The sequence below is a fragment of the Chryseobacterium kimseyorum genome (assembly GCF_025971945.1).
GTDB lineage: Bacteria > Bacteroidota > Bacteroidia > Flavobacteriales > Weeksellaceae > Chryseobacterium > Chryseobacterium kimseyorum.
The window spans coordinates 375,145-402,128 of record NZ_JAPDHW010000001.1 but is presented as its reverse complement, the minus strand read 5'-3'; the positions used below and the strand labels follow the sequence as shown (position 1 = coordinate 402,128).

Sequence of the window (26,984 nt, the reverse complement as noted above, 5' to 3'; positions counted from 1 at the left end):
AAAAATTAAGCATCTTCCTTTTTTGAACTTGAAATAGATATAATCAAAACAAATCTTTTGTGACTTTTGTGGTTAAAGTAAGAAAAATTATGTGGTAAAAATGAGCAACTACGAAAATACCGAAGGCTTTAAAATCATTCAGAACTGGATGATGGAAAAGGGCAACTCGCCATTTAAATTTCAGGTCGATACCTGGAAGAAATTTGGCAGTGGCTACAGCGGAATGGTGGTAGCTCCGACGGGTTTTGGGAAAACGTTTTCGGTATTTTTAGCTTTGGTTTCAGATTTTCTGACAAATCCTGACAAGTACAAAAAGGGGCTTAAAATGATTTGGATTACGCCTCTTCGTTCTCTTTCCAAAGACATCGCCAAGGCAATGCAGGAAGCAATTGATGAGATTGGTTTAGATTGGGCAGTTGGCGTAAGAAACGGTGATACCGACCCAAAAGTACGTCTACAGCAGGTTAAAAATATGCCTGAAATTCTGGTGGTCACACCCGAAAGTCTCCATTTACTTTTAGGACAAAAAAATCATCAGCAATTCTTTACCAATATGCATTGCGTTGCAGTGGATGAGTGGCACGAATTGCTCGGTTCAAAACGGGGCGTGATGGTCGAATTGGGAATTTCACAGCTCTTTCATTATGTTCCTAAACTTAAAATCTGGGGAATCACGGCAACCATCGGAAACCTCGAAGAAGCGCAGGATGTTTTGATTCCTTATGACATTAAGAAAACAAAAATTACTGCGAAAGAACTGAAGAAAATCGATATCATTTCGGTTTTTCCAGATGAAGTTGAACTTTTGCCTTGGGCTGGGCATCTCGGACAAAAATTAGCCGATAAAGTGGTTCCGATTATTTTGGAATCAAAATCGACCATCGTGTTTACAAATACCCGAAGTCAGAGTGAAATGTGGTATCAGCTTCTGCTGAACGCATATCCGGATTTTGCCGGACAAATCGCCATTCACCACAGTTCGATTGATGCGCATCTGAGAATCTGGATTGAAGAAAATTTAAGTTCAGGAAAACTGAAAGCCGTCGTTTCCACGTCATCTTTGGATTTGGGAATTGACTTTAAGCCTGTCGATACAGTCATTCAAATCGGCTCTGCGAAAGGCGTTGCGAGATTTCTGCAACGTGCGGGACGAAGTGGCCACTCCCCTTTTGAAACGTCAAAAATTTTCTGTGTTCCAACACACTCTTTGGAACTGATTGAAGTTGCGGCTTTAAAAGAAGCTGTAAAACAGAAAGTGATTGAGCCTCGAGAACCTGTGGTTTTATGTTTCGATGTCTTGGTTCAGTTTCTGATGACGTTGGCGATTGGTGATGGATTTTTACCAAACGAAGTTTACGAAAGAATTAAAAAAGTCTATACTTTTCAGGAAATCAGAGAGGAGGAATGGAAAGCGATGATTGATTTCCTCACGATTGGTGGAAGTGCTTTAAAAAGCTATGAAGAGTATCACAAGGTCGTCGTGATGGAAAACGGTTTGCACAAAGTGACTTCCAGAAAAATTGCAATGCTTCACCGGATGAATATGGGAGCGATTGTCAGCGATGCGATGCTGAAAGTGAAATTTATTTCAGGCGGTTACATTGGGATGGTTGAGGAATATTTTATTTCGAGATTAAAAAAAGAAGAGAAATTTATTCTGGCCGGTCGTGTTTTGGAAGTGGCGATGATTAAAGATATGACGGTTTTCGTTCGGGCTTCCAAAGGAAAAGCGCAGGCTCCGAGTTATCTGGGCGGAAGACTTCCTTTAAGTTCAAATTTAGGACATTTTTTAAGAGAAAAACTATCCGGTGCATTAAACCCAAAAGCGTCTGAGAAGGAACTGAAATTTCTGCATCCACTTTTGGCGAATCAGGAAAAACGGTCTCATATTCCAAGAGAAGATGAATTTTTGATTGAATTAATTAAAAACCGCGAAGGATATCATTTGTTTATGTACCCTTTCGAAGGACGTTTGGTGCACGAAGTGATGGCAGCGTTGATTGCCTACCGAATTTCCAAACTTGCTCCGATTTCTTTTTCAATGGCGATGAATGACTACGGTTTTGAACTGTTCAGCGACAAAGAAATTCCAATCACTGAAGATAATTTAGATAGAATTCTGACCAGAGATAATCTGATGGTTGATGTAATTTCAAGTATCAATTCAGCGGAAATGGCAAGCCGTAAATTCAGAGATATTGCGGTGATTTCGGGAATGGTTGTGCAGAATTTCCCCGGACAGCAACGTTCCAATAAAGCTTTGCAGAGTTCAGCCGGATTGATTTTCAAAGTGCTCGAAGATTACGACCCGAATCATTTTCTCGTGAGACAGGCCTACACGGAAGTTTTTAATATGCAGTTGCAAGAGCAGAGATTGGTGGAAGCTTTTAAAAGGATTGAAAAATCGAAGTTTATTTTAAAATATTCCAATAAATTTACACCTTTGAGTTTCCCAATAAAGGTCGACAGTTTAAGGCAGACTTTGACGAGTGAAAATCTCGATGCGAGAATTCAAAAATTAATTAAGCAATCCGGTAGAAATATTAAAGGCGATTGAGTCGAAAGATATCCGTAAAGTTGTCATTCCAAAGGAATTTCAACGTTGCCGATATTAAAAAATTAAGTTATTGCAGAATGAAAAATGATAAATTTAAATGAATATAGCGACTAAAGATATTACGATACATAACGAAATTTTTACCTTAACTAATCAACGCGCGCTATACTGGGAAAAAGAAAAAGCCTTAATTTTTTCAGATTTACATATCGGAAAAACCGCTCATTTTCGTAAAAACGGAATTGCTTTGGCGAATCATATTATGAAAAATGATTTGGAGCGTTTATCTATTTTAATTGAAAATTTTCAGCCCGATAAATTTATTATCGTTGGCGATTTATTGCACGCCGGAAATAATTCGGATGTTGATGAATTTTGCGCGTGGCAAAATCAATATCCAGAGATTAAGTTCTGTCTCGTAGAAGGCAATCACGACAGGATTTCGAAAACTTTAGAGAAGAAATTATGTTTGGATTCGAGAAGTGCTTCTTTGGAAATTGATGACATTGCTTTTGTCCACGACTTTGACCGTTCGAACCCTAAATTTCAGATTACGGGACATATTCATCCGGGTTTTGTTATTAATTCTCCTGTAAAAAGAATAAAACTCCCCTGTTTCGCCCAGACTTCAAAACAGTTATTGCTACCTGCATTTAGCGAATTCACAGGTCTTGATACAAAAAACATCCCTAAAAAAGGGATGTACTTTGTCTTTACAGATTCTGATATTTATGAGATTTAAACCCTATAAATTTTCATCAAACCATTTGTAAATATCAACTGTCGATGCAATATTGAGCTTTTTTCTAATCCTGTTTTTTCTGTTCTGAACAGCTTTTGGAGTAACAAAAGTGTAAGTCGCAATTTCTTTTGTTGTTAAATTTAATTTCAAATAGATACAGAAGATTAGCTCAGAATTCTGAAGATTTGACTGTATCTGCGCCAATTTCTCAAAAAATTCAGGATATAAAATTTTAAATTTGCTCAAAAGACGCGGAGAATTTTCTTTTGCTAATCTTATAATTTCATCTTCTGCTATATTCTTCATATTCTTGTGCTATTAAATTTTTATTATCAAATGTCCTCATAGATGATTATTCTTTTTGAAAACAATGTTGCATGAGGCACTGTCTCTCAATTCTTTACCTGATTTTTCGCAGGTAGGCATTGAAACTTTTATCAAATATATTAGATTAAAACAGTGACTTTTTATGATTGTAATCATTTTACGCTAAAATATCTTTCGTTTAGTGCTCAATAATGTGGTATCCGTGTGGTAGCATATTAATTCACTTTTAATAAAAATTATTTTTTCTTTACATCTGATTAAAACTACCCTGTTTAAAGCTGTTTTGAAAAGGTGGGAAGGATCTATTATTAAAATTTTATCTATTTAAATCTATGATTATTGAAGATGTTCTGCTTTCCTGTGGTGCAGATTATAAAAATTTCGAAACCAATCAGTTACTATTTGCAGAAGGAGACACACCATCTTACTATTTTCAGATTGTGGAGGGAAAAATAAAGATCAATAATTATAATGATCAGGGAAAAGAATTTATTCAGGGAATTGTAGATACCGGTGGAAGTCCCGTCGTCACCGCGCTTTTTACCGACAAACCTTATCCTGTAAATGCGGTTGCATTTGAAGAGTGCAGAGTGCTTCGCCTACCGAAGAAAAGTTATTTCAATCTGTTAAAACAAAATCCGGAGCTTTACGAAAAGGTACTTCCTTTTATTTCAGAAAATATGCATTATAATTATATTATGATGCAGACCATGTCGTTTCAAAGTCCCGAAAACAGGCTGATCACAATTATGAATTATCTTAAAGGAAATCATCAGAATCACAGTCCGTATTCCTATCAGATACCTTTCACTTGACAGCAATTGGCTTCATTAGCAGGATTGAGTGTTGAAACAGTTATCCGTGTTATAAAAAATATGGAGAAAAATGAGATCCTTAGAATAGAGAACAGAAAGATTTTATATTAATCAAATCTTTCTGTTCTGATTTATTTTTAGAATATGTTGCCTATTAACCACTAATAATGATTCCGCCATTGGGATGCAAAACCTGCCCGGTTATTTGCGCAGCCTGTTCGGAAACCAAAAATAAATAACTTGGCGCGATTTCTTCTTCAGTTGCATTGCGCTCCAAAGGTGGCTTCGAATCATCTTCTTCCTCATCACCAAAAGTTTTTTCTGTCAATGGCGTTGCTACAGGTCCTGGTGCGACCGCATTCACACGTATTCCTTTCGGTTTAGCCTGTAATGCCAAAGATCTTGTAAATGAAACAATCGCTCCCTTGGTTGCTGAATAATCTAAAAGCTCTTCATGACCTTGGTAAGCAGTTGCAGACGTTGTGTTGAGAACAGAACCTCCCATTTTTAAATGAGGAAATGCTGCTTTTGTCATTAAGATCATCCCGATGATATTTGAATTGAAGGTCGTTCTTATATTCTCTTCATCCAGATTTTCAATATTATCTGAAGGAAACTGAGTTCCTGCATTGTTAATCAAAATATCAAGGTTCCCGAAGGTTGATACAGTTTTTTCCACTGCCTCTTTACAGAAATTTGAATCATTGACGTCTCCCTGTACGATGATCGATTTTCTACCCTTCGCAATAATTTCATTCATTACTTTTTTCGCACCATCTTCATCACTGTGGTAAGCAATTGCAATGTTGGCACCTTCTTTAGCGAAAAGTAATGCTACCGCCTTCCCTATACCACTGTCTGCTCCTGTGATGAGCACTGATTTGTTTTCTAACTGCATTATTCTACGCTTTTATTTTTTTATTAATCAAAAGAAAATTTTCCTGTTATTAATTTTTACTGTATGGTCTTTCTCCATCTTTTTGATGGTTCTGATTACGGTCTCTACACGAAGACCGGTAAGATTTGCGATCTGTTGTCTCGTAAGCTGTACCTGAAAAGATAACGGAACGTCGTCGCTGTGAAAACTCTTAAGATATTCCAGTAATCCGGTAAGTCTTACAGCCGGATCGTTGGAAGCCAGATTCTGCATCATTATAAATTGATAATGCATTCTTTGTGACATACACGAGTTGATTTGAACAGATGTTTCCGGGTGTTTTTCTAAAAGATTAAGGAAATTCGGTTTGGGAAGTCTTATAACTCTGCAGTCGGTGATGGCTTCGGCATTGATGGGATATCTCTTATCAATAAATAGCATAGAATCTCCAAAACTCTGGCCTGAGCCCAAAATATTATGTATAAATTCTCTTCCTTCCGTATCCTGATTATTTTCTTTTACTTTGCCCTCGATGATTTGAAAATAAAACATCGGAACTTCGCCCTGTTGAAAAATTTTGTCACCTTCTTTGAACGCTTTTATTTCACCTCCAAAAGATTTTAAGAGATCTTCATCTAGTTTTGTGCAGCTAATAGTTTTCATATCATTTTTAATAGTTTTATTCGAATTTTATGACACAATTTATGCCAAATGCTGTTCCAGCAGAGTCCTCACTTCAAAAAGGTATGTGTATTCTTTCTGTTACATGGAACCCCAATGAAATTTAAAATATTTGACATATCATCAAAATAAAAATGTTTTTATTTTGTGATTGGAATCATAATTTAGTAATTATTTTGTAATCTATATTGTATTTTCTAAATTATTTAATTTTTTTTTATTTTTAAAGTGTTTTTAAATTTTTGGTTAGGTTTTTGAAGTTGAATTTCTAACAGAATATTTTCTGCACCAAGAGAAATGACCACTTCTCTTTTTTTATTACAATCACACTTAAATATTAATATTATGTCAACAGAGAATTTAACGCACAGCGAGGCTATTAAAAAAATCAAAGAACTTTCAGAAAAAGCAAGTATCTGTATGTTTGCTACAGACCTTGAGACATTGCCGATTACTTCAAGACCAATGGGACTTCAGGAAACGGATGATGAAGGGAATCTTTGGTTTATCAGCAGCGAGGCAAGTAATAAAAACTTTGAAATTAAAGATGACCGTAGAGTTCAGCTGTTTTTTATGAACAACAGTGATTCAGAATATCTTTCAATTTTCGGGGAAGCTTCAATTTATAAAGATAAATCTACCATTGAAGAAAAATGGTCTGCTATGGCAAATGCATGGTTTGATGGGAAGGACGATCCTAACGTTTCAATCATTAGAGTTGAGCCTAAGGAAAGCTATTATTGGGATACTAAAGCAGGAAAATTAGTAAGTATGCTAAGTTTTGTTGCTGCAGCAGTTACCGGTAATAAAACCGATAATTCAGACGGAGTTGAGGGTACAGCTTCCATCTAAATTAATAAACCATAAAAAACTATGAAGCTATGATTTTTGAAGACCAACCGCATGCTGTTCGCCAGGAGATGAGCAGCATGCCATACGAAAACTTAAAGTTCATCACCAATATCATCAATTTTACGGGTGATAAATCTTTCATTCTGACTTCTCTGCAAAAAATTCAGAATAGTACACTCTGTGAGATTAAGAGAAATACTATTGATAAATTTATCAAAGAATATGCGTTGAATTTTGATGGTTTTGTAGAAAATGACATCAATCTCCATCACAACTCAAATAAACAGGTCTGCCCTGTTTTTGCAAAAAAATCGTTTGAAAAAGTGATGATGGAACAGGAATATCTAAACAGGCTTGTGAATATTTTAAATGCAGATTGACTGATCAATTATTTATCTGTAATAAAATTCTTCCTCGCCAATTCTTTTCTTACACGGCTCAGACTTTCTGGTGTAATTCCTAGGTACGATGCAACCATCCATTGAGGTACTCTGAGTAACAGGTCAGGGTACATTTTAATGAATTTTAAATATCTTTCTTCGGCCGTTTCTCCCAGTAAAGAATTGATGCGATCCTGCAAGCTCTTTACGTGCTTTTGAAGAATCAAATCGTTCTTTTCGATACTGTTGGGGAATTCTTCCAAAAGCTTATTGAAAAAATCACGCTGCAAAACTGAAACCTCAGAGTCTTCTACCGCTTCAATATAATAATTTGATTTTTCACTGAAGTACAAACTGCTTCGGTCACCAATCAGCCAGTTTTCAGGGGCAAACTGAATAATATGTTCCTTACCATTCTTATCAATCGAAAACATTCTTAAAAGTCCCCTTTCCACAAAAAAAGTATTTCGACACACTTCACCATATTGCAACAGGAGCTCACCCTTAGAAACTTTTTTTGTCTCATACTGTACAGTGCAAAGGCTTAATCTTTCCGCAGGAACTTCAAAAACTTTTGCTAAATAATTGGTCATATTGCTCATAAGGTGATCTGGCTTAAAGTGATATCCTGATGTGATGCATTATTGATCTCATTTCCGTTTTCGATTACAATCAGTTGTGGACTCTCATGTCTTATACCGAAATCTTCAGCAATTTTATTGGAAATATCTCTGTGTGCTAAAAGATCTAAAAAATAAAATGTAGCTCCGGTTTCTTCAGCTTCAGCGATCTCTTTTTCGAAATTTCTCAAAACTGTTTTACTGATAAAACAGCTCGTAGAATGTTTAAAAATTGCAACCTTTCCAGAATGCGATTTTTTTATTGCTTCCTCCAGATCTTTTTCAGACTCTATTAAGTTCCAAAAAGATTTTGACTCAGTTTCTTCCTGTTTTCCGCCAAATATTTTATCAAAAAAACTCATACATTAAATTGTTTCAAATGATGATTGAGGTGCTTGTACTCTAAAAATCCCCAATCCTGTTCTGTCATCTTGCCAAAAAGTGCGTGATCACCGGGCAAATCATGCTTCTCATACGCCTGAACATAGTCGCTAAGGGTCTTTTGAAGATTGCTTTTCGCTACCACAAAGTTACAGTCAAAATTAACGATTACTTTTTGAAAACTCGGCATATTTGGTGGAATTCCATTATTAAAAAGCTGAATTTCTTTTTTAGTCATCACTCCTATCGCACGGACCAGGAAATTGGTTTTAGGAAGAAAGATTTTTTTTAAAGGTACCTGTAAAATTAGTTCACAGTGTGTCAGCATTTGGGCGACATCCATCTTACCCCATTTTCTCTGGGAGTTTTCTGAAAGATTAGAAATTCTTAAGAGAATTTCGTCAAAATCTTTTCTGTTGTGAAGACTTTTTTTTACCAACCTTTTAGTTTCTTTAAGTTTTGTATATGTGCATAATGATGATTACAATGCCACGAATACAGTGCCAAATAATATCTCAAATTGTGGTCGTTATTTTTTTCGGGATGACGAAACGTTCTTTCAAACTGTTTGTTGGTGAGTGTTTTCAGTAAAACATACCATCTTTGATGAATCCCTTTCAGCATCCTCATGGCTGGTTTTACAGGCATATTCAGACTGTCCTGAAGTTCGGCCCACTTAGCTTCATCATACGGTTTGATCGTTGGGTTCTCTTCGGTTAAGGCTAATTTAAAACGGATAAAGCTGTTTGCATGGCTGTCTGCCAAATGATTGACAAGCTGTCTTACTGTCCAGCCTCCTTCCCAGTAAGGAGTATCTAACTGATCATCAGAAAAATCTTCAATGAGCTTTTTTAATTTTTCGGGAAAGTTTTTAATGACTTTGATATGGCTGTCCAGTTCAACGTCGCAACCGGTGTCACTTTCCTGAAAATCTCCAATAGGAAATTTATGAGTGTCTGTATTATTCATGGCTTTTTATGATGTTTATGAGGTCTGATAGAATTACAGCATTTTCATCTTTCAAATAATAAAGCATCTTATTATGATATCGGTCTTGCTTAGAATAAATCACATAGTAATGTTTGTAAGCCTCGATTTCAATATTTTCAAATAATAATTCTTTATTGTTTAATTTTATTTTACCTGTTAAAAACTGAACTCCGCACAGTTCAAAATTCTCAGCTCGGTTGATTTTGTCAAGATAATCTTGTGACAGATCATTGAGATAACAATACCATAATTCATCGACAAGGTCGCAAAAAAGCTGATGTTTTTCATTGAGTTTTCTCCCGTAAAAAAGTTTAAAATTAATCTTTATCTCTCCCTGTGATATGGTTTTAATATAGATCAGATACTCTCTTCCAATATAAAACCTATACCCATTGATAAACTGAATTCCATATCGTACTCCGACAATATCTTCTTTTTTAATAATTGTAAAAAGGTCATTCTTTCGATTCTTATTTTCAAATTGAATAAAGTTTTTATCTAAGATCAACTGTCGTTTTCTGTTATCTAACAATCCACGGACAATGGTAAATTCTTTCATGAGTATCAAATTCTGAGATATGTGGATCAGCTGAATTTTATCAGTTTTAATGCTTGTAAATTTATCAAAAAATCGAGAAATTCAAACATAAAAAAAGCTTCTCATCGATAAATTTGAAGCTTTGATTTCTTAAAAAAATTGCTAGTATCCGTGAAGATCTAAACCTTCCGTTCTCTGTAAAGTCACTTTCTTTCCCATTTTCTTCTGGATCACCCGAAAATGCTGTAATTCGTCATCCGTCAAAATATTAATGGCGGTTCCTTTTTCACCGGCACGACCTGTTCTACCAATTCTGTGAATGTAATCTAAAGGCGAGCGTGGCAATTCATAATTAATCACACAGGGTAAAGATTCAATGTGAATACCACGTCCTATTAGATCAGTAGCCACCAAAATCTGAGCACCGTTTACTTTAAATTCTTCTAAATTATTTCTTCTGGCACCCTGAGATTTCTGACTGTGAATAGCGACTGCCTTGATTTTATTTTTTTTAAGTTTTTCAACTAAATTATCGGCAGATTTTGTTGATGAAACAAAGATTAATGCTTTCTCAATCATCTTTTCTTTGATTAAATATCTTAAAAACGGACCTTTATTTTCCGGAGCAACGTGATAAGCTACCTGCTCAATGTGATCAATTTCAACTTCTTCTTTTTTAATTTCAATAAGCACCGGATTCATGGAAACACGTTTCTTCATTTCAGAAACCTGAGCGTCCAGAGTCGCAGAAAATAATGTCGTCTGCTTCATGACAGGCATCATCCCGAAAATTTTATTCATCTCATCCCCGAAGCCCAGCTGAAACATTTTGTCTGCTTCATCAATTACCAAGTGCTGTATTCCGGAAATACTCAAGGCATTGTGGTCAATTAAATCTAATAGACGGCCGGGTGTTGCGATGAGAACTTCTACCCCGAACATTCCTTTCATCTGAGGATTGATAGAAACACCACCATAAACAGCCATTGTACGAATTTCACGTTTCAGATTTTCTGTAAAAGCTCTGAAAACTTCATCGATCTGAATCGCCAATTCTCTCGTAGGAACCAATACCAAAACCTGAACATTACGGTCTTTTTTAAGTTCCGCATTCTGAAGTTTTTCTAAAATTGGCATGACAAAACAGGCTGTTTTTCCCGAACCTGTCTGTGCGATTCCTACCAAATCTTTTCCCTGAAGAATAACAGGGATTGCCTGCTCCTGAATAGGAAAAGGCTTCAGATAACCCAATTTTTTAACGGAGTGAATAATATTGCTTGATAATCCTAGCGACTCAAATGACATAAAATATTGATTTGTTGCAAAGATAAGCTATTGACATTTGGTATAATGTTCCGAAGATCTATTAAATTTAAATTCTTGATTGTTGTTGAACCCAAGTACTCATGTTTTTACTGTTTAAATTATCTTAAAGCTGTAATAAAACGACAGATTTTCAGCAGTGTTTTATATTTAAAAATTTTAAATTTATCTTTTGCTAAATCGTGACAGCGAAGAAGTTGTTTCAAAATTATGGCCTATCAGAGTTTAACCAACGAATTTCGGGAGCATCATGCGAATGCCGTTTTGTCCGATATTTAAGATTTGGATAATTTTTTGAGTATTAGATTTTAATTAAGAATAAAAATTCAATCATAATAATACATATGAAAAAAGCATTAATAATTGTCGATGTACAGAATGATTTTTGCGAAGGTGGAGCTTTGGCAGTTCCACAGGCAAACGAAATAATTCCCTACATCAATTCTCTGATGGAAGAAAATGAATATGACCAAATTGTTCTGACTCAGGACTGGCACCCTGCCAACCATAAAAGTTTTGCAAGCAATAATAACAGAAAAGTTGGCGAAAGCATTATTTTAAACGGTGTTCCACAGTTTATGTGGCCAGATCACTGTGTGGAAGGAAGTTTCGGGGCAGAATTTCATAAAGATCTGAACAGAGATAAGGTGACGCACATTATACAGAAAGGAAAAAATACTGAAATTGATGCATACAGTGGTTTTCAGGATAACAATCATTTTATGAAAACAGGCTTAGATGATTTCTTAAAATATCACGATATCCAGCTGGTTGAAATCGTAGGTTTGGCCATGGACTACTGTGTAAAATTTACGGCAACGGACGCAGTCGCTAATGGTTATATTACCTGTCTTCACTTCAACGGAACCCGAGCTGTCAATGTAAAACCGGATAACGGTAAAGATGCTGTTTATGAAATGATTCAGAAAGGTGTTACTGTCCTTGGGTAACCTTAAAAATTAACTTTCAATATTAAGTTTTGGATCTTTTGGGCTCAAAACTTTTTTTGTGAAAAAATTATAATTTTTTGGTGATTACGAAATCAAAAATACTTTTAAATTTGATTTTACTAAATCGTAAACCTGTGAAAAAAATTCTCCTGTCTAGTTTTGTTCTGCTCAACGTGATCTGTTTCGGTCAAAATATAAAAGTTTCAGGAAAAAGCTACAGACCGATGAAGTACAAACTTTTGATGGTCAATGCTTTTAATAATAAATACTACAATGGAAATCAAATGAGAGATTCTGCAGCGGTAGACAGCGGAAAGTTTGAGTTTGTCATTCCCAGTCAAACTGCAGATATTCCTTATGCTTATATTTTTGCGGATAGAATTACTGAAAATTCTTTTTATAACAGTGATACTTTTTTCATTAATTCTAAGACTAAAAATATTGTTGTCGGTAAAGAAAACCTACCTCAGAATTTCGAAGTCACTAATGATGAAACCTTGATTAAAACTGAAGTTTTAAAATTTCAAAAGTATTTCGAAAACCACAATAAGGAAAAGGATGCTTTTATGAAAGCCTCTCAGAAAGAATATGAGCAAATTCCCGATAAAGAAAAAGTTCCTCAGGAGTTTTGGGATCAATATACAAGTTCAGAGAATAAGCTAAGTGTAAAGGAAGATTCAATTCTTTTAAACTTCGTCAGGATCAATCCAAATTCTTTTGTATCACTTTGGAAATTGGTAGAAAAATTTGAGAGAAATGGCTACTCAAAAATTTATGATGAAATATTCAGTCGTTTATCCTCAGATTTAAAATCAAAACCTACGGCTGAAACGCTGCGACTGGCAATTAAAGAAGCAAGCGTTTTTCAAATCGGCAAAAAATTCCCCGGTTCAAAAATAAAAAATATTAAAAATCCTGCATCAGAATTTATACTTCCGAAAGCTGAATATACGCTGGTAGATTTTTGGTTCAGCAGCTGTAAACCGTGTCTTGAGCAAATGCCGAATTATGTTCAACTCTATTCTGAGTACAAATCAAAAGGTTTTGAAATTGTAGGAATTGCAACTGATCAAAAGAAATATAAAAACAACCTTCAAATCACTATTCAGAAATTTAAAATCCCATGGAACAACTATTGGGACGAGGATGGAAAACAATCTTCTGACTGGACAATCACTTCCTTCCCTACCAACTACTTGCTGGATAAAGATGGTAATATTGTCGCGAAAAACATTTCTGAAAAAGAACTTTCCTCTTTATTAATCAGCAAATTAAAATAAATTTCAATGCAATAAAAAAGACGCAAAAATTTATTTTGCGTCTTTTTGTTTTAACTAAAAGCTTTTTCTAAAGCATTTTTAGATTATTCACCTCCAAATCTGTAAGGATTCTCCAGTGTCCTCTTTTAATATTTTTCTTAGTCATTCCTGCAAACATTACTCTGTCTAATGCCTCAACCTCGTATCCTAATCTTTGGAAAATTCTTCTGATCACCCGGTTCCAACCGATATGGATTTCCATTCCAATCTCATTTCTCGGTTTCCCTTCAATGAAAGAAATCTGATCTACAACAGCAATACCTTCTTCCAGACGGATACCTTCAATAATCAGTTTCATGTCTTCGTTGGTTAATTTCTTATCCAAAGTTACGTGATAGATTTTTTTAGCATCAAAAGATGGATGTGTCAACTTCTTGGTCATGTGACCGTCATTCGTCAAAAGAATCACTCCAGTAGTGGAACGGTCTAATCTTCCAACCGGGAAAAGTCTGTATGGCGATGCATTGGCAACCAAATCCATTACGGTTTTTCTTGCTTTGTCATCTTTCGTTGTAGAAATATATCCTTTTGGCTTGTTTAAAAGTACATAAACAGGCTTCTCAGGTGTAATACCCTGTCCGTCAAATACTACTTTATCCGTTTTCTGAACCTGGTAACCCATTTCGGTAACCACGGTTCCGTTTACTTCAACCAAACCTTGGACGATCAAGTCATCCGCTTCTCTCCTGCTGCAAATTCCTGAGTTTGCGATGTATTTATTAAGACGAATTGTATCTTTATGAACATCTTTTTCAACCTTCTTGAATCTTCTTTTCTGTACAAAAGATCTTGCTCTGTCGTCATCTCTGTCAGTTTCGCTGCCAGGTCTTCTTCCGTATTTTAAGCTTCCTCTTTCGTATTTTCCTCTTGTATCAAAGTTTTTTCCATCACCACCTCTTTTGAAGTTGGTCTTTTTGAAAGTTGATCTTTCTTCACTTTCATGGGATACAAATGGTTCTTTCTCAGCTTTTGAATATTTTTTTTCCATTCGACTCTCATAGCTGGTATCAGATCTCCTAGAATCAGGTTTCGAAAAAGGTTTAGAGCTGTCTGTATCTCTATCACTTCTGCTGAATGGCTTTTTCTCAAATTTTGATGGGCCGTTTTCATTTCTATCTTTTGGCTCAAAACTTCTTCCGCCAGTTTTAGAAAATGGCTTTTTAAATGATTTTGAATCTGAAGAATTTCCAGATTTAGGAGAGCGAGGACTGTCCGAATTTCTTGTTGAAGATCTCGGTTTTTTAGGTCTTCCTGAATTATTATTGTCTCTGCTCATTCTAAATATTTTTGCAAAGATAGTGATTTAGTTACGAGTTAGAAATTAAGAATCATAACTTTGTACAATTGTTTGCTTAATAATTTAATTTAAAATCAAAAAATGATTACTTTTTTAGACCAAAATTTTTCTCAACTCAATACTTTTCTCACCGAAAATACATTCAGCAAAATCTTTATTCTTGTCGACGAAAACACTCATGAATATTGTCTTCCTGTACTTTTGGGAAATTTAGAAACTGAAATAAGTTTCGAAATTCTGGAAGTTGAGCCTGGTGAGGAAATGAAAAATATTCAGACGGTCAATCATTTATGGGAAATTTTAACCGAGATGCAGGCTGACAGGAAAGCTCTGATCATCAATCTTGGCGGAGGCGTTATTACCGATATGGGTGGTTTTATTGCTTCCACTTATAAGAGAGGAATTCAGTTCATTAATATTCCAACTACTCTTCTATCGATGTGTGATGCTTCTATTGGTGGTAAAACAGGGATCGATCTGATGCATTATAAAAATATGGTGGGTACATTCAGTTTTCCGGAGCAGATATTTGTATATCCTCAGTTTTTAGAGACACTTCCTTATAAAGAACTTCGCAGTGGTTTTGCCGAAATGCTGAAACATGGCCTGATTGCAGACAAAGGTCATTGGGAAAATTTAATTCAGTTACAGAAATTGGATGTGGTTGGTGTTTTACCACACATTCAAACCTCAATGGATATCAAACAGCAGGTTGTAGATCTTGATTTTCATGAGAAAAATGTAAGAAAAACCCTGAACTTTGGTCATACTATTGGCCATGCCATAGAAAGTTTATGTTTGGAAAAAGAAAATCCTATACTTCACGGTGAAGCTGTGGCGCTGGGAATGATTTGCGAAAGTCACTTATCTTATTTAGAAGGTTTGATTTCGAAAGAAGATTCAGAAGTAATTGTAGAAAACATTCAAAAATATTATTCATTCATTGATCTGACTGAGTTTAATGATGAAGAAATTTTTACCTTATTACTCAATGATAAGAAAAATGAAGATGCAAAAATCAATTTTTCCCTACTTTCAGGAATTGGTTCCTGTATTTTTGATCACCAGTGCACCACAGAAAACATTCAAAAAGCTTTAAATTATTATAAAAATCTGAGTAATTTTTAGATCATTTTTATGCAAATGCTATTTGTTGCATATTATTTATATCTACAATATAAAGCGTTGTATTTCAGTAATTTAATATTATATTTTCTATTTAATGATATCTGTCATATTGATCAGTAACCTATAATTTGAGTTTTGGCAGACAATTTGAAAGATACCACTCGTCAAAATGAAAATTGACAGAAATTTAAAATAGAAAAATAGTAAATATTAAAAATTTAAAGTTATGAAAAAGTTAATTTTAGGACTAGCAGTAACTGCAGGTTCATTAGCATTCGCTCAGACAACAACGACCACTACTACAACTAGATCAATGTCCTCATCAGATGTAAGATTCGGTATTAAAGGTGGTATGAACGTATCTTCATTATCAGATGATGGATCATTAGAAGATCAAGGTTCAAAAATTGGTTTTAACGCAGGTGTGTTTGCAACTATTCCAGTAGCTGAATCGTTCAGCATCCAGCCGGAGGTTATTTATACACAGTATGGTGACAAGTACGATTACAGAGCTCCAATTTCAAACGATAGAATTTCTTACGCTAGACATTTAGATTATGTTGCAGTTCCTGTAATGTTCCAATATAATTTTATTCCTAATTTATATGTGGAGGCAGGTCCAGAATTCGGTTTCCTAGTTAGTGCTAAAAATAAATTGAAAAACGAAAGCAACAATGATCCTTTAAATACTACGGGAGATTATAAAGATCAATTGAATACCTTCAATGTGGGTATAGGTTTAGGTGCAGGATATTACTTCACGGATAATTTAGGTCTTACTGCAAGATATGTTGCCGGTGTTACCGATATTGCTAAAGACAGACCAAATGGTTCTGACGCTATTAGAAACAATGTTTTCCAAGTAGGTTTAGCTTATAAATTCTAAGAATTTTAAACAAATTTTATTTCAATAAGAAATGTCAGACTTAGCAATTAAGTCTGACATTTTTATTTAAAGACATTCTTATTTTTTTAATCGTGGTAGATTGGTTAAAAATTTTGTAAAAGTTTACAGTGTGTTTATTTTTAAATTTAAATATTCCCTAACGCTTTCATATAAAAAGGTCAGACTTAATGTAAGCCTGACCTTTTTTATTTTTAATTTATTAAAAATTTAGCTGAATAATTCAATCTCTTCGCCTTTTGCAACAGGATATTCTTCTGTGAAGCATCCGAAACAATGATTAGAAGAACCTAAGATTACCTTTAAATTTTCTGTGCTCAAAAATTCTAATGAATCTACACCAAGATAATCTCTCAGCTGTTCAGTAGACATATTTGCGGATATCAAATCGTCTTTTGACGGTGTATCAATTCCTAAGTAACATGGTGCAATGATCGGTGGAGAAACACTTCTGAAGTGAATTTCCTTTACACCCGCTTCTTTCAAAATTTTAACCAAACGTTTAGAAGTTGTTCCACGAACGATTGAATCGTCGATAATAACAACTCTCTTACCTTTGATCTCGGAAATAATCGGGTTCAGTTTAAGGTTAACCACTCTTTCTCTCATTTCCTGAGTCGGAACGATGAAACTTCTTCCAATATATCTGTTTTTAATCAAAACAGGACGGAAAGGAATTCCCGAAGCTTTAGAAAAACCAATCGCAGCCGGAACTCCAGAATCCGGAACGCCAATCACAATATCAGCTTCTACAGGAGCCTGTTCCCAGATTTTCTCACCAGATTTTTCTCTGATTTCGTACACGTTGATGTTTTCTAGTGTAGAATCGGGTCTTGCGAAGTAGATATATTCAAATGAACAGATTCTCTGCTTTCCTTTTTCTTCATTTACCATGTATGAATTCAGTTTTCCGGGCTCATTTTCGTTGGTGTAAATAATTTCTCCCGGAAGAATGTCACGCACATATTGAGCTCCAACAGCGTCTAACGCTACAGATTCCGAAGCTACCACATAAGTTTTTTCGTCCACTGCACCCAAAACCAGAGGTCTGATTCCGTTGAAATCTCGGAATGCGAAGAATTTATTTCTCGTCATACCAACTACAGAATATGCTCCTTCAATTTTTTCCATGGTTGCTTTAATGGCTCCACGAAGACCTAAATCAAGATTTTTTTGAATTAATCTCAAAATAACCTCAGAATCTGAAGTAGCTCTGAAAACTACACCTTCAGCTTCCAATTCTGTTTTTAATTCTCTCGCATTGGTTAAGTTACCGTTGTGAGCGATAGAAAGTATAATCTGGTCATATTCGTTTTTGGCAAAAAATGGCTGAAAATTATATTTCTTTTTGTCTCCTGCAGTCGTGTAACGGGTGTGACCGATTGCAGAATTTCCCATAAAAGTTTCAGGATCTGGGATCTCTTTATAAACGTCTAAAACCAATCCTTCATCTTTCATATTGGTGATTTTTCCGTCTTTAAGAACAGAAATACCACAAGCTTCCTGACCTCTGTGCTGCAATGCAAAAAGCCCGAACTGTGAAAGAGAAAACGTATCGAGATCATTGTCTGAGTACATTCCGAAGATACCGCACTCCTCATTGGGAGCATCCAGCCTTTCTTCTTCCTGCGTTCTGAAAAGATTACGTCCGTAGGTTTGAGTCTCAAACTGTTTTAAATATTCACTTTTATGAATGTCTAAACTTTTCATTTCTATTTTTCTAAATTTGTTGGATGTCAGATGTCGGGTGTTGGGTGAAAATCATCACACCTTCAACATCCAACACCCAGCATAGTTACTTGTTAAGTAAAGTTTTCAATCTGTTGTAGATCTCAACGTAAGCTTCTGTTACTTCACCAAGATCTCTTCTGAATCTGTCTTTATCCAGTTTCTTCATCGTATCCTTGTCCCAAAGTCTGCAGGTATCCGGAGAAATTTCGTCTGCCAGGATGATTTCACCGTCAGAAGTTTTACCCAGTTCGATTTTGAAATCAACTAAAATAATATTCATTTTATCGAATAAATCGATCAAAATTTCATTGATATCAGAAGTTAGTTCATACATTTCATCAAGCTCTTCGTAGGTAGCTGCACCTAAGAAAACTGCATGGTGATCGTTGATAAGTGGATCTCCCAATTCGTCTTTTTTGTAGCAGATGTCGAAGATTGTTACCGGAGATTTAATTCCTTCTTCCACTCCTAATCTTTGAGCCATACTTCCCGCAGAATAGTTTCTTACCACCATTTCCAAAGGAATGATAGATACTTTTTTTACCAATTGCTCTCTCTCGTCCAATTGTTTAATGAAATGAGTTTTAATCCCTTTTTCATTTAAATATTCAAAAATAAGAGTGGTGATGGCGTTGTTCATTTCACCTTTCAAATCTACAGATCCTCTTTTTTGAGCATTAAATGCTGTAGCGTCATCTTTGAAACGAACGACTACTTGATCAGGATCATCGGTAGCAAATACTTGTTTTGCTTTCCCTTCGTACAACATTTCTTTCTTTTCCATTTTCTAAATGTCTTATTAGTTAGATTTATTTATATTATTTAATTAAAATTCCTGTTAAAACGGCCATTCCAAAGCTAAGTAATGTGCCGATGAGCACATATTCTGTCAGCTTTCTCTGTTTTGCCTGTGCAAGATCGCTGAATCTGAAAACAGATTTTGCAGCGACCATAAAACCAACGCCTTCCCAGTGATTCACGGTAATAAAAGTGAAAACCAGCAAACGTTCTAAAATTCCTATATATTTTCCGGCACTGGATAAAGATTCAGTTTGTATTCCGGTCTGCGTCTCCGGAGCAGGTGTCCAGGAAGACAGTAATGTTTTAATGATAATGGATGATGGAGATGACAAAAACACTATCGCCATCACTATTTTTAGGAAGTTCTGAGTTTTTAAAAATTCAAAATTAAACTCATTAAAATAAAAAGATACTCCTGCAATTACTCCAATATGAAGAATCTGATCGATAAAAAACCATCTCTTTTTAGTCTTAATATTCTGAAAACTGAGTTTAGCAGCGTCAATGATGAAGTGGCTTATTCCAACCAAAGCCGCAACCCACCACAGTTCCAGATTCCAGAGAAAAATAAAACTTAAAACAGTATGAATCAGAACATGAAGATACAAATATTTGCTTTTCAGTTTTTTACTTTCTTTATCAACAACCCAAGCGTTTGGCTGGAGAACAAAGTCTCCGAGTAGATGTGCCAATATGAGTAATATAAAAATCATGTTACAGTTCTGAAATTTTCTTTCTAAAATATTGATTGGTTTCTACGATAAGATCGTAGTTTGCACGCTTGAGTCTTTGGCTTACCGATGATTGTGAGATAGTAAATTTCTTGGCCAGATCTTCCTGGGTAATATCATTATTCATAATCATCTCATGGATGATTTCGGCAGTAGCCATCGTCCAGCTATCAAAATCTTTCGAAGACCATTTAAGTAAAATATTGAGATCTCTATCCAGAGAATCGTTGGAAGTTTTAATAGAAACCGTGTGACCGTCACTTTTAAGATCATTTAATAATCTACCAGAGTTGACATAGGCAGTACCGTTGGATTCGGTAATTTTTTCGGATGAGAAATTTTCCTCACCGATGCCAATGGCTATTCTTACGTCTAAATTTTCCTGACTTCTGATAAGAGATTTAATGGCTAGAAAACGCCAGAAAACATCATCTATACTGCATTTGAACTGAAACTCATCTCCTCTGTAGATTTCCCACGTCTGTGGAGCACTTCCCCACTTTTCAAGAAGATTTTTTAGTTTGGTAATCCAAACTTCAGTGTCTGCATGTTGCGAATTTATAATATCACCGGTGATGACCGCTATCATTTTGCAAATATAAGCATAAATACTTATATGTGAAAATTATAAGGAGATACACTTATAGATATTGATTATTAGTGAATCTGCTTATATCAATATTAAATTATAATTAAATAAATTCCAGATATTGATCATAGATGTTAAAATTTTAAATGTTTACCATATATCAGTGAATGTGAAAATTTCATCTCTCTATCGTATCAATTTTCTCACTAATACAATGAAATTTTAAATTTAAAATATTGACAATTAAATTATTAAGAGAAAAGTGTAATCCGGTTGATAATTTTTTTTTGTATTTCGTCAATTTAAGTATCTTTGGGCACTAACTATTATCTAATATGAATACAGAAACTATCAACAACATTAAAATGATAGCTGAAACAGCAAAAGAATTTGCTGAGAAAAATATCAGACCCAATATTATGGAATGGGACGAAAGTCAAACTTTTCCTAAAGAATTGTTTCATCAATTAGGAGATATGGGTTTCATGGGAATCGTAATTCCTGAGCAGTATGGTGGTTCTGGTTTGGGATATCATGAGTATGTAACGATATTGGATGAAATTTCTCAGGTAGATCCTTCAATTGGACTTTCTGTTGCAGCTCACAATTCATTGTGTACCAATCATATTTACGAATTCGGAAACGAAGAGCAGAGAAACAAATGGCTTCCTCAGCTAGCTACCGGTAAAGTAATCGGAGCTTGGGGACTTACTGAGCACAATACAGGATCTGATTCAGGCGGTATGTCAACTACGGCTGTAAAGGACGGTGACGAATGGGTAATTAACGGAGCGAAAAACTTTATTACTCACGCCATTTCAGGAGATATTGCTGTGGTGATGACCAGAACTGGAGAAATTGGTGCTAAGAATAATTCGACCGCTTTCGTTCTAGAAAAAGGTATGGCTGGTTTTAGTTCAGGAAAAAAAGAGAATAAATTAGGAATGCGTGCTTCTGAAACTGCAGAACTTATTTTTGATAATGTTCGTGTACCAGACTCTCACCGTTTAGGAGAAGTTGGTGAAGGTTTCAAGCAGGCAATGAAAATATTAGATGGTGGTAGAATTTCTATCGCTGCACTAAGTTTAGGAACAGCAAGAGGAGCTTACAAAGCTGCTTTGAAATATGCTCAGGAAAGAAAACAGTTCGGAAAGGCAATTTCTGAATTTCAGGCTATCAATTTTATGTTGGCAGATATGGCTACAGAAATCGATGCTGCAGAATTGCTAATTCAGAGAGCTTCTACTTTGAAAAACGCCAAGCAAAAAATGACCAAAGAAGGTGCAATGGCAAAACTGTATGCTTCTGAGGCTTGTGTAAGAATTTCTAACAACGCGGTTCAGGTTTTTGGAGGTTACGGTTACACCAAGGACTTCCCTGCTGAAAAATTCTACAGAGATTCTAAGCTTTGTACAATTGGCGAAGGAACTTCTGAAATTCAGAGATTAGTTATCGGAAGAGAAATTACAAAATAGTTTCATTCCAGATTACTGATACCTTATAATAACAGATAGCATATGCATTTCGCATATGCTATTTTCATTTAATAGGGAAATATTACTGAATATTTAATGTATTGCATAATGATTTGTGTTAAATGTCTAAAATTTTCTTAAAAAAATTTGTTTTTCGTAATATAAATTTTATTAGCTTTGATATTCCACAATCAAAATGTTATTTATATGAAAAAACAACTATTGGTGATTGGAATGCTTTTTCTATCAGGCATTTCATTCGCTCAGACTGATCGGCTATGGTCTGAAGGTTCTGCAAAAACAAATTCTGAAGTTTTAGAAAACAAAACAAACATTCTCAATCCCAAAATTTATCAGCTGGATATGAATGGACTCAAAAATGCTTTAGCCAGAGCTCCTAAAAGATTAGCTGTGGGAGAAAAATCACAGATCATTATTTCATTTCCAAATTCTGATGGAAAACTGGAAAACTTTAAAGTAAAAGAGAATTCTAACTTTGATCCTCAACTGGCGGCAAAATATCCGGACATCAAATCTTATGTTGGTGAAGGTCTTGATGATCCTACGTCAACAGTGTATTTCAGTATTTCACCTTTGGGATTATCTTCGATGGAGATTTACGGTGATAAATCTGCCGTTTTCATCGAGCCTTATACAAAGGATCTTTCGTCATACGTAGTTTATAAGAAGTCCGACAAGAAAGATAATTTAAGCACATTTGAATGTACCGTAATTGACGTCGCTCAAAAAGGAATCAGTTCAACTGATTTATCGGCAAGACCCAATGCTGATGATGCTAAACTGAGAACTTTCCGTTTGGCGCTTTCATCTACCGGAGAATATACCACCTACTTCGGAGGGACAAAAGCACTTGCTTTGGCGGCAATGAATAACACCATGACGCGCGTGAACGGCGTTTTCGAAAAAGATTTTGCTGCAAGAATGGTTTTAATTGCCAATAATGATGCGGTTATTTATACCAGTGCATCTTCTGATCCGTATTCTGCGGCTGCACAGATGAGCAACTGGAATTCCCAACTGCAATCAACTTTAACTTCGGTCATTGGTGAAGCCAATTATGATGTAGGGCATTTATTCGGTGCTTCGGGAGGTGGCGGAAATGCTGGGTGTATCGGTTGTGTTTGTGTAAACGGTTCGAAAGGTAGCGGATACACCTCTCCTGCAGATGGAATTCCATCGGGAGACAATTTCGATATTGATTACGTAGCTCATGAATTAGGACATCAATTTGGTGGAAATCATACCTTCTCTATGAGCAACGAAGGAACCGGTGTAAATATGGAACCTGGCTCAGGCTCAACCATTATGGGCTATGCAGGAATTACTGCTCAGGATATCCAGCCGCATTCAGATTCTTTTTTCCATGCGATCACTATTCAGCAGATCACAAATAATATTAAAGCTAAGACCTGTCCGGTAAGTACTTCTACCGGGAATTCAATTCCTACCGCGGATGCAGGTCTCGATTATACCATTCCTAAAAGTACACCGTTTATGTTGACCGGAACGGGTACTGATGCCAATGGTGATTCGCTGACTTACATATGGGAGCAGGTTGACAATGCTTCGTCTTCTCAAACGGGAGCCAGTTCTGCTGCAAGTGCAACGAAGACTACAGGACCAACTTTTAGATCCTGGACGCCGACGGCAATTCCCGTAAGATATTTCCCAAGAATGGCATCGGTTTTAACGGGGGCGACTACCACAGCAGGTTCAGAAATTAATGTTGAAGCACTTTCTTCTGTAGCTAGAACTTTGAATTTCAGATTTACGGTTCGTGATAACAGAGCCGGAGGTTCTGGAAATAATTCTGATGATGCTAAAGTAACGGTAAATGCTACCGCAGGACCGTACATTATCACATCTCAGGGTACAGCTACAACATATGCTGGTGGAAGTTCTCAGAATGTAACCTGGAATGTTGCGGGAACAACGGCAAACGGTGTAAACGCAGCGAATGTTGATATCCTCTGGTCGACAAATTCCGGGACAACGTGGACGACTTTGCTGGCCGGAACTCCGAATGACGGTTCACAATCAGTAGTCATTCCGAATGTGACAACAACAACAGGGAGAATTATGGTGAAAGGAAGCAATCATATTTTCTTTGATGTAAATAACGCTAACATCTCAGTAAATGCAGGATCCGGAAGTACAGATACAGTTGCGCCTACCGCTCCTACTCTTTCGGCTTCAGGTACAACTTCTACAAACACCAATCTTTCGTGGAGTGGCGCAACAGATGCTGTCGGTGTCACTGGCTATGATGTTTATCAAGGTTCATCGCTAATTGGAAATACTGCATCGACAACATACACTGTTACCAGCCTGAATCCTTCAACAACATACAGCTTCACGGTTAAGGCAAAAGATGCAGCCGGAAATATTTCAACAGCAAGTAATACGGCGACAGTTACTACCCTTGCAGGAAGCACTGTTACATACTGTTCGGCATCTGCCACAAACACCTCGGATGAAAGAATTGGAAATGTCAAATTCGGAACCATTAATAATACATCGACAGGCAGTGCAGGTTACGAAAACTTCACTTCTGTTTCTACCAATGTAACGCGTGGAACTGCCAATACGATTTCCATTACTCCGGTATGGACATCGACTAAATATAATGAAGCTTATGCGGTTTACATTGATTACAATAAAGACGGTGATTTCACGGACAGCGGAGAGTTAGCGTGGACCAAAACGGGTTCCCAGACTACTCCAGTTACAGGATCCATTACAATTCCGTCAGCAGCAACTCTGGGAAGCACCAGAATGCGTGTGATGATGCAGTATAATTCTGTTCCATCATCATCTTGCGGATCTTACACGTACGGACAGGTTGAAGATTATACTTTAAATATTGTATCATCAGGAAGAGGTGAAGATTTCAATGTTGAAAATCTAATGACAGATATTAAATTATATCCAAACCCGGTAAGAGATATTTTAAATATTTCAAATACTGCGACAGAGGATTTTAAAATTTTCGATATGGGTGGAAAACTAATTAATTCAGGAAAACTCGAAAGAGGTACTGTGAATGTAAGTAACCTTACTATTGGTGCTTACACGATTCAGATTGGAGAAATCTCTAAACGATTTATTAAAAATTAACCATTTAACCAATTAAACCTCAAGAGACTGCCTGAAAATGGCGGTCTTTTTTTTGCAGTAAAAAATCTGTAATAAGTATTATCGCTCCCAGCTTCTACCTTATAGCACCCAACATCGCGCATCCTACATCAAACATTCCACCAATTTCCTAAAATCACTATATTTGCTTTAAATTTAAAAATTTCATGGAAAAAATTGACAGCCTGAACCAAGTAGCAGAATTCCACACCACGTTTAAAGCTCCTATTCTGGAGGCTCCACAGATTCCTTCTCAGGAAAGATGTAATCTGAGAGTTGAACTTTTGCAGGAAGAACTGAATGAGCTGAAACAGGCGATTGAAGATAAAAATTTAGTGGAAATTGCAGATGCATTATGTGATTTGCAGTATGTTTTAAGCGGTGCTGTTTTAGAATTTGGATTAGGTGACAAATTTGTTGAGTTGTTCAATGAAGTTCAGCGTTCAAATATGTCTAAAGCCTGTGATAATGAAGACCAGGCAAATGAAACGGTTGAATTTTATGCAGCAAAAGATGTTGAATCATTTTACGAAAAATCCGGAAAAAAATTCAATGTATACAGAAAAGCAGATCATAAAGTATTAAAAAACAAATACTACTCCCCTGCCGATTTAAAAACAATAATCGAAAATTAAGATGAAAAAAATTATTACCAAAATACTTGCAATTTCAATGCTTTCATTGGCGGTTCAGGGATTTAACGCTCAGAAAGTTGTGGTGAATCGTGAAGTTGAAACTACGAATGACGGCAAAATGCTTTTGGGAAACCAGCTCAAAGAACAGTTTCTAAAAGAACCTTACGCGGAATGGTATACAAAAGAATTCAACGAATATGCTTTAGATGAAAAAGCTGTAGGAGAATTAAAGAAAAACAAAATCAATTCTTACAATCTGGTTGTTTTCATCGGAACGTGGTGTGAAGACAGTCATAGAGATTTTCCCCGACTGATGAAAATTTTACAGGAAGTAAAGTTTCCGGACAGTAGACTGACGATTATCGCAGTAAACCGTAAGAAGGAATCTCCGACTGGCGACGAGTCTAAGTATAATGTAAGCAAAGTTCCAACGATTATTGTTGAAAAATATGGCAAGGAAATTGGAAGAATTATTGAAATGCCGACCACAGGATACATCGAAAGAGATCTTGTAGAAATTTTAAAGAAAGATGATCAGTCGGTAATTAAAGAAATATTTAAAAAAGAAAATTGAGAAATTTAAAACTTGCTCTTCCATTCGCGGCAGGAATTCTTCTGATGCTGATTCTGTTTTTCAGTTTCAGATCTTGCTTTAATATCAGCGAGAAAACCGAAAAGTCTGATTACTATATTTTAACCAATCAAATTTCCAAAATGAATAAAATGGTCGTTTTGGAGCAGGATATCTCATCTATGCAGAAAACCAAAATGGGATACGAATTTTTTGGACGGGAAATGACAAGCAACAGCATTATTACCTATACTAAGACGAATGCACAGGTTTCCTATGATTTGAATAAAATGAAAATGGAGGTAGATTCTGTCAATAAAAAACTGATTATTACAGAACTTCCCAATGCAGACATAAGAATTACCCCCAGTGTAGAAATTCAGTCAATGGATGATTCTTTTATCAACAGGATTTCTGAAAAGGACATTAAAAATGTACAGGAAAAAGCAAAACAGACGGCTGTAAAATCTATTGATCAAAATAAGCTCCGAAGTGAAGGTAAGCAACAATTAATGGAAAACTTGAATAATATATTTGTTTTGGCAAAGGCTTTGAATTATACCATAGAAGATAAAACCGGACAGCTCGGTGTTCTTGGACTTTAAAAATTCAAA

At 35.7% G+C, this 26,984-nt stretch carries 29 protein-coding genes; 15 read left to right on the top strand and 14 right to left on the bottom strand.

All coding sequences use genetic code 11. The annotated features are described in order from the left end of the window. Positions 1 to 100 precede the first annotated feature (100 nt). Both OMO38_RS01965 and pdeM read left to right on the top strand, forming a co-directional pair. Entirely contained in the window at positions 101 to 2,557 is a 2,457-nt protein-coding gene (locus tag OMO38_RS01965; RefSeq protein ID WP_264748566.1) for a ligase-associated DNA damage response DEXH box helicase, read from the top strand. A 97-nt stretch (positions 2,558 to 2,654) separates the two neighbouring features. Next, complete coding sequence (gene pdeM / locus OMO38_RS01960) at positions 2,655 to 3,299, top strand: ligase-associated DNA damage response endonuclease PdeM (RefSeq protein WP_264748565.1); 645 nt, start codon at positions 2,655 to 2,657, stop codon at positions 3,297 to 3,299. A gap of 3 nt (positions 3,300 to 3,302) precedes the next feature. On the opposite strand, the gene OMO38_RS01955 is transcribed toward pdeM, so the two are convergent. Continuing rightward, entirely contained in the window at positions 3,303 to 3,605 is a 303-nt protein-coding gene (locus OMO38_RS01955) for a helix-turn-helix transcriptional regulator (protein WP_264748564.1), read from the bottom strand. 353 nt (positions 3,606 to 3,958) lie between these two features. On the opposite strand from OMO38_RS01955, the gene OMO38_RS01950 reads away from it, so the two are divergent. Continuing rightward, positions 3,959 to 4,441, top strand: a complete 483-nt coding sequence (locus tag OMO38_RS01950; RefSeq protein ID WP_264748563.1) for a Crp/Fnr family transcriptional regulator — start codon at positions 3,959 to 3,961, stop codon at positions 4,439 to 4,441. Positions 4,442 to 4,447: 6 nt separating this feature from the next. After that, entirely contained in the window at positions 4,448 to 4,552 is a 105-nt protein-coding gene (locus OMO38_RS20300) for a hypothetical protein (RefSeq protein WP_406567262.1), read from the top strand. 43 nt (positions 4,553 to 4,595) lie between these two features. Here OMO38_RS20300 and OMO38_RS01945 read toward each other — a convergent pair whose 3' ends face one another. Then, a complete protein-coding gene (locus OMO38_RS01945) occupies positions 4,596 to 5,339 on the bottom strand; it encodes an SDR family oxidoreductase (protein ID WP_264748562.1) in 744 nt (247 codons plus the stop codon). Positions 5,340 to 5,366: 27 nt separating this feature from the next. Next, positions 5,367 to 5,981, bottom strand: a complete 615-nt coding sequence (locus OMO38_RS01940) for a Crp/Fnr family transcriptional regulator (protein WP_264748561.1) — start codon at positions 5,979 to 5,981, stop codon at positions 5,367 to 5,369. 363 nt (positions 5,982 to 6,344) lie between these two features. Here OMO38_RS01940 and OMO38_RS01935 point away from each other — a divergent pair, with 363 nt between their 5' ends. Then, positions 6,345 to 6,851 (top strand): pyridoxamine 5'-phosphate oxidase family protein, encoded by a 507-nt coding sequence (locus OMO38_RS01935; protein WP_264748560.1) that lies wholly within the window; start codon positions 6,345 to 6,347, stop codon positions 6,849 to 6,851. A 29-nt stretch (positions 6,852 to 6,880) separates the two neighbouring features. After that, a complete protein-coding gene (locus OMO38_RS01930) occupies positions 6,881 to 7,231 on the top strand; it encodes a hypothetical protein (protein WP_264748559.1) in 351 nt (116 codons plus the stop codon). Between the two features lie 8 nt (positions 7,232 to 7,239). On the opposite strand, the gene OMO38_RS01925 is transcribed toward OMO38_RS01930, so the two are convergent. The 6 genes from OMO38_RS01925 to OMO38_RS01900 all read right to left on the bottom strand — a co-directional run bounded on the left by OMO38_RS01925 (position 7,240) and on the right by OMO38_RS01900 (position 11,065). Beyond that, the gene (locus OMO38_RS01925) at positions 7,240 to 7,833 is read right to left on the bottom strand and encodes a Crp/Fnr family transcriptional regulator (RefSeq protein WP_264748558.1); all 594 of its coding nucleotides are present in this window, start codon (positions 7,831 to 7,833) and stop codon (positions 7,240 to 7,242) included. Beyond that, positions 7,830 to 8,213 carry a bacillithiol system redox-active protein YtxJ gene (gene ytxJ / locus OMO38_RS01920; protein ID WP_264748557.1) on the bottom strand — a complete coding sequence of 128 codons (384 nt, stop codon included), beginning with the start codon at positions 8,211 to 8,213 and terminating at the stop codon, positions 7,830 to 7,832. Before ytxJ ends, OMO38_RS01925 begins: the two co-directional genes overlap by 4 nt. Beyond that, positions 8,210 to 8,671, bottom strand: a complete 462-nt coding sequence (locus tag OMO38_RS01915) for a DUF1569 domain-containing protein (RefSeq protein WP_264748556.1) — start codon at positions 8,669 to 8,671, stop codon at positions 8,210 to 8,212. The genes ytxJ and OMO38_RS01915 overlap by 4 nt, the downstream gene beginning before the upstream one ends. Continuing rightward, complete coding sequence (locus tag OMO38_RS01910; protein ID WP_264748555.1) at positions 8,665 to 9,201, bottom strand: YfiT family bacillithiol transferase; 537 nt, start codon at positions 9,199 to 9,201, stop codon at positions 8,665 to 8,667. Before OMO38_RS01910 ends, OMO38_RS01915 begins: the two co-directional genes overlap by 7 nt. Continuing rightward, positions 9,194 to 9,781, bottom strand: a complete 588-nt coding sequence (locus OMO38_RS01905; RefSeq protein WP_264748554.1) for a hypothetical protein — start codon at positions 9,779 to 9,781, stop codon at positions 9,194 to 9,196. Before OMO38_RS01905 ends, OMO38_RS01910 begins: the two co-directional genes overlap by 8 nt. A gap of 141 nt (positions 9,782 to 9,922) precedes the next feature. Next, positions 9,923 to 11,065: a DEAD/DEAH box helicase gene (locus OMO38_RS01900; RefSeq protein ID WP_264748553.1), complete on the bottom strand. Its 1,143-nt coding sequence runs from the start codon at positions 11,063 to 11,065 to the stop codon at positions 9,923 to 9,925. Between the two features lie 362 nt (positions 11,066 to 11,427). Here OMO38_RS01900 and pncA point away from each other — a divergent pair, with 362 nt between their 5' ends. Both pncA and OMO38_RS01890 read left to right on the top strand, forming a co-directional pair. After that, positions 11,428 to 12,033: a bifunctional nicotinamidase/pyrazinamidase gene (pncA, locus tag OMO38_RS01895; RefSeq protein WP_264748552.1), complete on the top strand. Its 606-nt coding sequence runs from the start codon at positions 11,428 to 11,430 to the stop codon at positions 12,031 to 12,033. Between the two features lie 134 nt (positions 12,034 to 12,167). Then, entirely contained in the window at positions 12,168 to 13,313 is a 1,146-nt protein-coding gene (locus OMO38_RS01890) for a TlpA family protein disulfide reductase (protein WP_264748551.1), read from the top strand. A gap of 67 nt (positions 13,314 to 13,380) precedes the next feature. On the opposite strand, the gene OMO38_RS01885 is transcribed toward OMO38_RS01890, so the two are convergent. After that, on the bottom strand, positions 13,381 to 14,340 hold the full coding sequence (locus OMO38_RS01885; RefSeq protein ID WP_264748680.1) for a pseudouridine synthase: 960 nt from the start codon (positions 14,338 to 14,340) through the stop codon (positions 13,381 to 13,383). Positions 14,341 to 14,730: 390 nt separating this feature from the next. On the opposite strand from OMO38_RS01885, the gene aroB reads away from it, so the two are divergent. Both aroB and OMO38_RS01875 read left to right on the top strand, forming a co-directional pair. Beyond that, a complete protein-coding gene (gene aroB, locus OMO38_RS01880) occupies positions 14,731 to 15,777 on the top strand; it encodes a 3-dehydroquinate synthase (protein ID WP_264748550.1) in 1,047 nt (348 codons plus the stop codon). Positions 15,778 to 16,003: 226 nt separating this feature from the next. Continuing rightward, positions 16,004 to 16,663 carry a porin family protein gene (locus tag OMO38_RS01875; RefSeq protein WP_264748549.1) on the top strand — a complete coding sequence of 220 codons (660 nt, stop codon included), beginning with the start codon at positions 16,004 to 16,006 and terminating at the stop codon, positions 16,661 to 16,663. A gap of 228 nt (positions 16,664 to 16,891) precedes the next feature. Here the strand turns inward: OMO38_RS01875 and purF are convergent, their stop codons facing one another. The 4 genes from purF to OMO38_RS01855 form a co-directional block, all read right to left on the bottom strand. Next, the gene (purF, locus tag OMO38_RS01870; RefSeq protein WP_264748548.1) at positions 16,892 to 18,391 is read right to left on the bottom strand and encodes an amidophosphoribosyltransferase; all 1,500 of its coding nucleotides are present in this window, start codon (positions 18,389 to 18,391) and stop codon (positions 16,892 to 16,894) included. A gap of 85 nt (positions 18,392 to 18,476) precedes the next feature. Continuing rightward, positions 18,477 to 19,196, bottom strand: a complete 720-nt coding sequence (gene purC / locus OMO38_RS01865; protein ID WP_264748547.1) for a phosphoribosylaminoimidazolesuccinocarboxamide synthase — start codon at positions 19,194 to 19,196, stop codon at positions 18,477 to 18,479. Between the two features lie 34 nt (positions 19,197 to 19,230). Then, complete coding sequence (locus tag OMO38_RS01860) at positions 19,231 to 19,926, bottom strand: DUF3307 domain-containing protein (RefSeq protein WP_264748546.1); 696 nt, start codon at positions 19,924 to 19,926, stop codon at positions 19,231 to 19,233. Position 19,927: 1 nt separating this feature from the next. Beyond that, positions 19,928 to 20,533, bottom strand: coding sequence for a SatD family protein (locus tag OMO38_RS01855; protein ID WP_264748545.1), 606 nt, complete (start codon positions 20,531 to 20,533; stop codon positions 19,928 to 19,930). A gap of 335 nt (positions 20,534 to 20,868) precedes the next feature. Between OMO38_RS01855 and OMO38_RS01850 the strand changes: the two genes are divergently transcribed. From OMO38_RS01850 to OMO38_RS01830, 5 genes are all read left to right on the top strand, one after another. After that, entirely contained in the window at positions 20,869 to 22,008 is a 1,140-nt protein-coding gene (locus tag OMO38_RS01850) for an acyl-CoA dehydrogenase family protein (RefSeq protein WP_264748544.1), read from the top strand. A 207-nt stretch (positions 22,009 to 22,215) separates the two neighbouring features. After that, the gene (locus OMO38_RS01845; protein ID WP_264748543.1) at positions 22,216 to 25,146 is read left to right on the top strand and encodes a reprolysin-like metallopeptidase; all 2,931 of its coding nucleotides are present in this window, start codon (positions 22,216 to 22,218) and stop codon (positions 25,144 to 25,146) included. A gap of 185 nt (positions 25,147 to 25,331) precedes the next feature. Then, entirely contained in the window at positions 25,332 to 25,799 is a 468-nt protein-coding gene (locus tag OMO38_RS01840; RefSeq protein WP_264748542.1) for a nucleoside triphosphate pyrophosphohydrolase family protein, read from the top strand. Between the two features lies 1 nt (position 25,800). Continuing rightward, positions 25,801 to 26,373 carry a TlpA family protein disulfide reductase gene (locus OMO38_RS01835; RefSeq protein WP_264748541.1) on the top strand — a complete coding sequence of 191 codons (573 nt, stop codon included), beginning with the start codon at positions 25,801 to 25,803 and terminating at the stop codon, positions 26,371 to 26,373. Further along, complete coding sequence (locus OMO38_RS01830) at positions 26,370 to 26,975, top strand: DUF4230 domain-containing protein (protein WP_264748540.1); 606 nt, start codon at positions 26,370 to 26,372, stop codon at positions 26,973 to 26,975. The genes OMO38_RS01835 and OMO38_RS01830 overlap by 4 nt, the downstream gene beginning before the upstream one ends. Positions 26,976 to 26,984 lie beyond the last annotated feature (9 nt).

Excerpts from the sequence above, each read along its gene's own strand:
- aroB (WP_264748550.1), top strand. The coding sequence starts at position 14,731 with ATGATTACTTTTTTAGACCAAAATTTTTCTCAACTCAATACTTTTCTC.
- OMO38_RS01930 (WP_264748559.1), top strand. The coding sequence starts at position 6,881 with ATGATTTTTGAAGACCAACCGCATGCTGTTCGCCAGGAGATGAGCAGC.
- OMO38_RS01940 (WP_264748561.1), bottom strand. The coding sequence starts at position 5,981 with ATGAAAACTATTAGCTGCACAAAACTAGATGAAGATCTCTTAAAATCT.
- purF (WP_264748548.1), bottom strand. The coding sequence starts at position 18,391 with ATGAAAAGTTTAGACATTCATAAAAGTGAATATTTAAAACAGTTTGAG.
- OMO38_RS01885 (WP_264748680.1), bottom strand. The coding sequence starts at position 14,340 with ATGGAAAAAAAATATTCAAAAGCTGAGAAAGAACCATTTGTATCCCAT.
- OMO38_RS01855 (WP_264748545.1), bottom strand. The coding sequence starts at position 20,533 with ATGATAGCGGTCATCACCGGTGATATTATAAATTCGCAACATGCAGAC.
- OMO38_RS01935 (WP_264748560.1), top strand. The coding sequence starts at position 6,345 with ATGTCAACAGAGAATTTAACGCACAGCGAGGCTATTAAAAAAATCAAA.
- OMO38_RS01840 (WP_264748542.1), top strand. The coding sequence starts at position 25,332 with ATGGAAAAAATTGACAGCCTGAACCAAGTAGCAGAATTCCACACCACG.
- OMO38_RS01910 (WP_264748555.1), bottom strand. The coding sequence starts at position 9,201 with ATGAATAATACAGACACTCATAAATTTCCTATTGGAGATTTTCAGGAA.
- OMO38_RS01850 (WP_264748544.1), top strand. The coding sequence starts at position 20,869 with ATGAATACAGAAACTATCAACAACATTAAAATGATAGCTGAAACAGCA.
- OMO38_RS01945 (WP_264748562.1), bottom strand. The coding sequence starts at position 5,339 with ATGCAGTTAGAAAACAAATCAGTGCTCATCACAGGAGCAGACAGTGGT.
- ytxJ (WP_264748557.1), bottom strand. The coding sequence starts at position 8,213 with ATGAGTTTTTTTGATAAAATATTTGGCGGAAAACAGGAAGAAACTGAG.
- OMO38_RS01955 (WP_264748564.1), bottom strand. The coding sequence starts at position 3,605 with ATGAAGAATATAGCAGAAGATGAAATTATAAGATTAGCAAAAGAAAAT.
- OMO38_RS01925 (WP_264748558.1), bottom strand. The coding sequence starts at position 7,833 with ATGAGCAATATGACCAATTATTTAGCAAAAGTTTTTGAAGTTCCTGCG.
- OMO38_RS01845 (WP_264748543.1), top strand. The coding sequence starts at position 22,216 with ATGAAAAAACAACTATTGGTGATTGGAATGCTTTTTCTATCAGGCATT.
- pncA (WP_264748552.1), top strand. The coding sequence starts at position 11,428 with ATGAAAAAAGCATTAATAATTGTCGATGTACAGAATGATTTTTGCGAA.
- pdeM (WP_264748565.1), top strand. The coding sequence starts at position 2,655 with ATGAATATAGCGACTAAAGATATTACGATACATAACGAAATTTTTACC.
- OMO38_RS01965 (WP_264748566.1), top strand. The coding sequence starts at position 101 with ATGAGCAACTACGAAAATACCGAAGGCTTTAAAATCATTCAGAACTGG.
- OMO38_RS01950 (WP_264748563.1), top strand. The coding sequence starts at position 3,959 with ATGATTATTGAAGATGTTCTGCTTTCCTGTGGTGCAGATTATAAAAAT.
- OMO38_RS01905 (WP_264748554.1), bottom strand. The coding sequence starts at position 9,781 with ATGAAAGAATTTACCATTGTCCGTGGATTGTTAGATAACAGAAAACGA.
- OMO38_RS01875 (WP_264748549.1), top strand. The coding sequence starts at position 16,004 with ATGAAAAAGTTAATTTTAGGACTAGCAGTAACTGCAGGTTCATTAGCA.
- OMO38_RS01900 (WP_264748553.1), bottom strand. The coding sequence starts at position 11,065 with ATGTCATTTGAGTCGCTAGGATTATCAAGCAATATTATTCACTCCGTT.
- purC (WP_264748547.1), bottom strand. The coding sequence starts at position 19,196 with ATGGAAAAGAAAGAAATGTTGTACGAAGGGAAAGCAAAACAAGTATTT.
- OMO38_RS01860 (WP_264748546.1), bottom strand. The coding sequence starts at position 19,926 with ATGATTTTTATATTACTCATATTGGCACATCTACTCGGAGACTTTGTT.
- OMO38_RS01835 (WP_264748541.1), top strand. The coding sequence starts at position 25,801 with ATGAAAAAAATTATTACCAAAATACTTGCAATTTCAATGCTTTCATTG.